This window comes from [Scytonema hofmanni] UTEX 2349 (assembly GCF_000582685.1).
Taxonomy (GTDB): Bacteria; Cyanobacteriota; Cyanobacteriia; order Cyanobacteriales; family Nostocaceae; genus Hassallia; species Hassallia hofmanni.
Genome location: NZ_KK073768.1, coordinates 46,425 through 53,324, shown reverse-complemented (window position 1 = coordinate 53,324; position 6,900 = coordinate 46,425). Strand labels below are relative to the sequence as shown.

General features: G+C 39.7%; 8 protein-coding genes and 1 pseudogene. 5 read left to right on the top strand and 4 right to left on the bottom strand.

All coding sequences use genetic code 11. The annotated features are described in order from the left end of the window. Positions 1 to 643: pseudogene (locus TOL9009_RS38235) on the top strand (serine/threonine protein kinase); the annotation flags it as partial. Between the two features lie 183 nt (positions 644 to 826). Here the strand turns inward: TOL9009_RS38235 and TOL9009_RS0105430 are convergent. After that, positions 827 to 1,099, bottom strand: a complete 273-nt coding sequence (locus tag TOL9009_RS0105430) for a hypothetical protein (protein WP_029631686.1) — start codon at positions 1,097 to 1,099, stop codon at positions 827 to 829. Positions 1,100 to 1,465: 366 nt separating this feature from the next. Between TOL9009_RS0105430 and TOL9009_RS43110 the strand changes: the two genes are divergently transcribed. Beyond that, positions 1,466 to 1,672, top strand: coding sequence for an ATP-binding domain-containing protein (locus TOL9009_RS43110; protein WP_398344918.1), 207 nt, complete (start codon positions 1,466 to 1,468; stop codon positions 1,670 to 1,672). Positions 1,673 to 1,743: 71 nt separating this feature from the next. Here TOL9009_RS43110 and TOL9009_RS0105420 read toward each other — a convergent pair whose 3' ends face one another. The 3 genes from TOL9009_RS0105420 to TOL9009_RS0105410 all read right to left on the bottom strand — a co-directional run bounded on the left by TOL9009_RS0105420 (position 1,744) and on the right by TOL9009_RS0105410 (position 3,631). Continuing rightward, the gene (locus TOL9009_RS0105420) at positions 1,744 to 2,433 is read right to left on the bottom strand and encodes a hypothetical protein (RefSeq protein WP_029631684.1); all 690 of its coding nucleotides are present in this window, start codon (positions 2,431 to 2,433) and stop codon (positions 1,744 to 1,746) included. A 405-nt stretch (positions 2,434 to 2,838) separates the two neighbouring features. Then, entirely contained in the window at positions 2,839 to 2,973 is a 135-nt protein-coding gene (locus TOL9009_RS49035) for a hypothetical protein (RefSeq protein WP_260675848.1), read from the bottom strand. A 340-nt stretch (positions 2,974 to 3,313) separates the two neighbouring features. Beyond that, positions 3,314 to 3,631 carry a S8 family serine peptidase gene (locus TOL9009_RS0105410; RefSeq protein WP_029631682.1) on the bottom strand — a complete coding sequence of 106 codons (318 nt, stop codon included), beginning with the start codon at positions 3,629 to 3,631 and terminating at the stop codon, positions 3,314 to 3,316. A gap of 398 nt (positions 3,632 to 4,029) precedes the next feature. On the opposite strand from TOL9009_RS0105410, the gene TOL9009_RS49030 reads away from it, so the two are divergent. The 3 genes from TOL9009_RS49030 (at position 4,030) to TOL9009_RS0105400 (ending at position 6,680) form a co-directional block, all read left to right on the top strand. After that, positions 4,030 to 4,482, top strand: coding sequence for a hypothetical protein (locus tag TOL9009_RS49030; RefSeq protein WP_260675847.1), 453 nt, complete (start codon positions 4,030 to 4,032; stop codon positions 4,480 to 4,482). Next, a complete protein-coding gene (locus tag TOL9009_RS0105405; protein WP_260675962.1) occupies positions 4,389 to 5,705 on the top strand; it encodes a DUF1822 family protein in 1,317 nt (438 codons plus the stop codon). Before TOL9009_RS49030 ends, TOL9009_RS0105405 begins: the two co-directional genes overlap by 94 nt. A gap of 63 nt (positions 5,706 to 5,768) precedes the next feature. After that, positions 5,769 to 6,680, top strand: a complete 912-nt coding sequence (locus tag TOL9009_RS0105400) for a DUF4351 domain-containing protein (protein WP_029631678.1) — start codon at positions 5,769 to 5,771, stop codon at positions 6,678 to 6,680. Positions 6,681 to 6,900: the final 220 nt, after the last annotated feature.

Sequence of the window (6,900 nt, the reverse complement as noted above, 5' to 3'; positions counted from 1 at the left end):
CCTTGAACAGCGATTGGAATCTGCTAATCATGCTTTGCAAGCTCTAGAGCATGAAACTCTACGAAAGAAACAACTTCTAGTCCCAGTAAGACCTCAAGATTCTAAGGTCATTTTAACTAAAAACCACAATCTTTTAGAAATTTACATTCCACCGAGAGGGTTTAGTCTTGAATTATTGCCTGTGATTGGATTTGCCGTTATCTGGAATGGATTTTTAGTGAACTGGTATGCTATAGCACTAAACACTTGGAGTTCTGGAGGATGGTTTGCTGCTTTCTTCGCTTTATTACACGTAGGAGTGGGTATTTGGTTAATACTACAGATTCTGTTTGCTTTTTTTGGAAAGGTTTGGTTCCACCTAGACCAAGAGAAGATTTCCTTAAGGTATCAGCTTTTTGGTTTTAAGTATCATCGTCCTCGCCCTGCTTCACGGCATCAAATCTTGAAGTTAGAAAGAACCCAGACCACTTACAAGAAAGACTCTGAAGGAAATCGGATAGAAGTTAAACCACAAGTCAATATTTGGGCTGGAACTAAAAAGTTCGGAATTGGTGGAGGTGGCTTACTCTCCGAGATTGAGTTAGACTGGCTAGCCAATGAACTTAGTGACTGGTTAGGTCTGCCAGTCATTAAAGAAAAATAAGTAGCGCAAATTTACAACTTACCTTCCGCACTTCAACTTGTGGGACACGAGGTAATACAAAAATCTGGAAATAGTTGCTGATTCCTCAACCTCAGGATGCGATCGCCCATAAAAAATTCAAAGAGGATAAACACGCATTTATAGCGATCGCCTGTCTCCATTATTCAAACGAGGAAAAGTCAGCTAAGATACTTTCGGTTGTTGCCATAGAATGAGTTTCAATTTTTCGCAGTTGTAAGCCCCATTACTAATTTCTCCTTCGTGGTCAGCTAGCCAATCATAAATTTGTGCAGCGAGTTTTAATGCCACCTTTTCTGAACGATAAAGCATCGGAGTAGGGCAGTAGGCTTGCCCATTGATGTGTATAGCTGCAATTTGCCAATAGTCGCTGTCTTCACCCTCTGGTACAACGTCTAAAAATCCGCCATTGTAAGACTCGGTTATTCCTATGTTCATCTACGATTATCAAACTTTCGTTCCGTTGGTCACAAAATGCGCCGATGCCAGCCCTCTCACTGGTGAGAATTAGCTGGAATCATGAGGGAATACAGTAGCAACCCCTGCCAATAATTGTGGGTTCATGACCAATGGAAATCTGAATTGTTGGTCACTTTTTGGCTTGATTGGGTTATTGGCAGCAATAACGGTAAGAGGAATAGGCACTTTGGGTCGGCTAAATTACTCCTCGGTCAGTAATGTAGTTTCGATATTCAAGCGAGGAAGTGCGATGGCGTACCCGCCCGCTTTAAGAGCTATTGCTTGTTTTATAATACAAAAATACTAAGAGTGTGACAGCAGATTGTTTAACAGGCATCTAACGATATAATAACCGCGTGCCATACCCAACACTATATGATGCTATCGCGTAATTTACTTTACACTGGTTTGACACGGGCGAAGAAGTTAGCGATTGTTGTTGGTTCCCAAAAAGCCATTGGTATGGCTGTGCGTTCTGTTAATCAGAAAGAACGGTATACGCAATTGCAGCAAAGATTAATGCAAGTAGGGTTGCAGCAATCATGTTTTTAGCTTTTGCATCGGCTAAAATCGGATTTTGTAGCATGATAGAACATATCTGAAACTGTTTGATTTCGTGACAACTAGAAATCTGTTGTCCGCCTTCCCTCAGCTTCCAAATACTCAAAATTGGGATAATCAAAAATAGGAGACTGAGTAGAAACAATGCCCTCAAGAGCTAAATCATCTTTGAGTTCACCCGTCAAAGCTGCTATTAAAACATTATGCTGACGAATAGTTATCGCAAGTTCTTCTATATTTCGGTTTTCCCAATAACCAGTTTCATCGTCAACAAAGCAAGTAATTCCTAACTCACGAGCAGCATCAAGTATTTTCACTATCATCAAATGACACTTGAGAAAATTCTCCAAACCTCCATATTCGGGATTACTTGCATATTGAGTTTTACAAAAACCCGTCCACGACCAATCATTAATATCTTTTATTTCCGAGTGCGTAGCCAAACCAAAAATAGGAGTTTCAGAACCTTCAGAAGGAAGCGAATCAAAACCAATAATATAAGTAGCATTTTTCCAAGAAAAACCATTCATGGCAATTTCTACTGGTTTTAATGCCCGAATTTTAATAAAAGCATGGGGGTCATCAAAATTATCTTTATCAAAATAACAAGCATCCCCTGCAATTTCGACTAACTTATCAACGCTCTTAAAAGGAAGCTGCAATGCTAAATTACGTAAAGCAACAATTTTTTCCCTAACCTGTGTAATAGTTGCATTATTTAAACTAAATTTGTAGTTAATTGTTAATCCCATAGTCCAATTAAATCTCCTTAAGTAAATATATTAATGTTGTCGGTTCGCGGACTAATTGAGAAATTTTCAACGTAGTTATAGTGTCGGTTCGCGCATAAAGCAAAATTTTGAGAACGAATTTATAGGGGTTTCAGGCGACCATTATCGCGCATAAAGTGAAAATGACCGTTTCATAACACTTTCATCGCTTTCTGGGGAAAGCACATAAAATGAAATTTTCGCAAAGGACGCATGAAACCTAACACTCACGTTTTTTCCTCGACTGCGATCGCGATCGTCAGGTAAGTGTCCCCTAGCGTCAAGAGAGTCAGATAGAACTAGTTTTAGATGTACTCGCTGCTCTCCCCCGTAAGCAAGCGCGCATGACTATCAAGTTTATATAAGTATAAAGACTGACTGACTTGATCAAGGATGTAAATAACAACGATTCGCTGGCATTCTTGGCGGCGTGTATTGAATGGTAATTCCCAGTTGTTGACAAGCATCTTGAAAATGTTCACTATAAAACTCTTTGCCATTATCAACTACTAGAATTTCCATAATTCCAGAGACTCGTACCACACCCCTGTGTGCATCTTTACACGCTCAGAACCTGCCAATGTTCTTCTTTGTTCCTGTATTGGTAATTTTTCGTGCGGGAGTTACCAAGCTGCCTGCCCCCTGAAGCTCTTGGGTGTTAACTATAGCTAATTGCTTTACAGCTAACTTCCTCCATTAGACGCAGAATTTCACTTTATGTGCGAATCCATTTCAATTTATGCGCGACTCGGCTCTCATTAAACCCCCAATTTCACTTTCTGCGCGAATTCCGTTGCCTGAAACCCCTATAAATTCGTTCTCAAAATTTCACTTTCTGCGCGAACCGACAAGTCACGAATTGTTAGCGATCGCAACAAGCTGGTTGTTGAGATTGTTGACCCCACAGGGGGTGCAAGCATGAGCATTTTGCTTCGGATAAACTTGCCGTATTAATCGCGCCACGTAAGCCAAAAACCCGTACTGGCAATATTTGGGTGTAAGGAGCAACTCCCAGAATACCTGCTTTATCTTCCGAGTTGGCAGCAATTATACCCGCAGCCCAAGTACCGTGAAACTCGCTACCAATTTGAGTACGAATCAGATTCCGAATGCGATGAGCAATTTCACTCTCCAAAGCTTTAGGGTAGGGACTGGCGATCGCAAAATTGCATAAGGTCAATTTCCTCAGAAGTACTAAAAGGTGAAGGGTCCGGATATTTGTTAAATCAGGTACTCAGTATAAAATCTTTAAAAATGGCTAGACTTGCATTTAGGAGCGATCTTCAATGTGACAATTAACAATGACCAATAAATAAAAATACTTATGAGCGAGGCTTCAAGATATTGGAAATTGTTCAAGAAGGCAGAAGGCAGAAGGCAACCCACCCTTACTCATAGTGGGATTGAAACAAGGACGTTTTATACCGTCCGTGCAAGCCATCTTGAGTATAATTATTTGTTTAAACTGGGCTTTAAACCCACAAAGTAAGTTTTAATTGATACTCCTAACATAAGTGCCTTCTGCCCTCGAACTTCTGCCTTTCTTGTAATACAGGTCAAATTTTTGAGGTTGAGATTTTGAGTAAGAAGCTACAAAAGCTGGCTTCTCAATTGCGCGAGTACCGAATTTACGTTCGGGGTGGTTCTTTGCCAGCGAATTCTCTAGACGCTGTGCATGGAGTCAAGTATAATTCTTTAATAGAGGAAATTCCTGCTTCTGAGACTAATAACCTTTTAGAAGAAAACGACAAACAAGCAGAATTTTTGCAGTTTTATCGCCATCAATTTCAAATTGGCTTGCAGCAAGCTTTAGCTAAAGTTACAGAATCAAGAATTAGACAATTATCACGTAAAAGGAGCGATAAAGCACAGATGTTTTTGACTGCTCTCGAACCATGTCTTACCTTGATTTTGATGCTTTACCAACTTCAGCAGTTATTCTCTCACCCGATGATATTGATCAAGCCGCAGAAATTAGCAATCAAATCCTTGATGAATCCAAGCAATGGCAAGTCTATCTTAATTCTTTAGGTTTATTGGCTTTTGAGCAATGGCTAGAATCAAGAGCAGAATCGGTAACTATTAATCGAGAAAAATGTACGATTTTACAGCCAGCTTTGGTAAATTTTATTAACAGCGTTGCTAATTTACAAGTTGGGGAATTTAAAGTTTGTTTAATTACTACTGGTAGTCTGAGTGATGAAATGGTAAGTTTACCGAGAGTCGTTGTTGATTTACCAGAGTTTATTCCTCACTTTTATGTTTTAGTAGAGGTGTTGGAAGAACAAGAAGCGGCGAATATTTATGCTTTTTTGTCCTATCAGGAATTGCAAGAGAGTTTACAGATAACGTCTTTACAGTCGGATTGGAATTATCAAATACCAATATCCTGTTTTGATGATAATGTAGACCGTTTATTGCTATATTTGCGGTGTTTGGAACAATCAGCAATATCTTTACCTGCAATTCCCACAAATCGCATTGCGATTTTAGCAAATATACAAAATCAATTGGTTGAATTATTACCTCAGTTACAATCACCGAGACGGGAATTATCTGAAGTTTTAACTTGGGAACAAGCTTCTGTTGTTTTTACTAATCCGGAGTTGCTGAATTGGCTTTACACCTTACAGAAACAAAATACAGCTACAGAGAATGTAGAGATGGGTAGCGCAAAGCCAGAATCGTCGGGTAATTTTGCCTCTCTACAAGATTTAATTAAATTAATTACGCAACCTGCTCTCAATGCTGGACGTTGGTTGTGGGATGAGTTGGATGATTTAGCACAGGGACTTTCTTGGGTGTTGTTACCAAGTTTTGCTTTTTCTTCCGCAATGCGTCCAATACGTAGTCCAGAGGAAGAATTTGAGGTAATTGTTACTCAACTACGACAGAGAGGTTTGGAAATTCCCATACAAGCAAGGGGTGCGTATCAGGATATATTATTAGCTGGGATTCCTCTGCGGATGTATGCGGTAACTTGGCATTTGGTAGCAGAATCTCAGCATCCGGAGTGGAGTTTATTATTAATTTTAGGCGCACCTGCTTTAAGTAGTTTACCTTCTAATATTAAACTTAGGGTAAGTGACCAAACGGGTATTTTAGACGAACTGGGATTAAATGTGGAAAGTGAAGATTCTTACATCTTTACCCGTGTGGTGGGTAATTGGGATGAGAAGTTTTTGGTGAGTGTAAGTTTGATGGATGGGGTTGAGGTGACTTTACCACCGTTTGCGTTTGATTTGGGGAGGTAGGGAAGGTTGATAATTTTTTGCTACGTCTATACTTTGGCTGAGGAAATTCGATAAGATGCTGAGATGATAGACCACGATCGCCTGTTTAAAGAACTCCTATCTAACTTTTTCCCGGAGTTTATCGAGTTATTTTTCCCTGATATTAGTGCTGAGTGGGAGCGTGACTCAGTACGGTTTTTACCTTTGGAAGTAATTACCGATGTGACTGAGGGGGAAAGGAAAATTCTTGATGTTCTTGTGCAAGTGTCATTTAAAAGCCAAGATACTTTATTTATCATTCACACTGAACACCAGTCCTATTCCCAAACTGGGTTTAATCAACGGATGTTTACCTATTTTGCTCGTTTGCACGAAAAATACGCGCTTCCCATTTACCCGATTGTTATTTATTCCCACGATAGCCCCAAAACACTTGAACCAAATTCCTACCGTATCCAGTTAGCAAAGAAAGTAATATTAGAGTTTAATTATGATGTTATCCAGCTAAATCAACTGCATTGGCAAGATTTTGTGAATCAGCGAAATCCTGTCGCTAGCGCTTTAATGGCAAAAATGCGGATGAGTACAAGCGAACGTCCCAAAGTTAAACTGACATCATTACAATTGTTAACAACTCTTCAACTCAACCCCGCACAAGTACAGTTAATTTCTGGTTTTATTGATACCTATCTCGAATTGAACTCCCAAGAAGAAGTCGTGTTTCAAGAACAACTTGCTAACATTGAAGCAAGAGAGCAAGAGGAAGTTATGCAAATTGTTACTAGTTGGATGCGACAAGGACTCGAACAAGGAGAAAAGCAGGGAGAGTTAAAATTGCTAATGCGGCAAATTAACCGTCGTTTTGGCGAAATTAGCCCAGATTTAAAGGGTAGAATTGAGAATTTGTCAACCCCTGAGTTAGAAAATTTGGGTGAAGCGCTGTTAGATTTCTCTTATGTTGCGGATTTAGAAGCTTGGTTTGAGAGTCTTGGTTAGTTGAGAGCGGAAGCGTTGGTGGTAGCCACTCCCTTGGGGAGTATCGCTCAAATTGAGATTCCCTTCGATAAACCACACAAATGCGTGGCTATCAAGCAACAATCTCATGGTGTATACTCCTCAAAGTCCCGCTAATGGTTCGTCAAAATCATCTTCACTCCGTTTGTCTATTGAAACCGAATATTTTGAATATATCTAATTTCTTGTCTACTACCTTCAT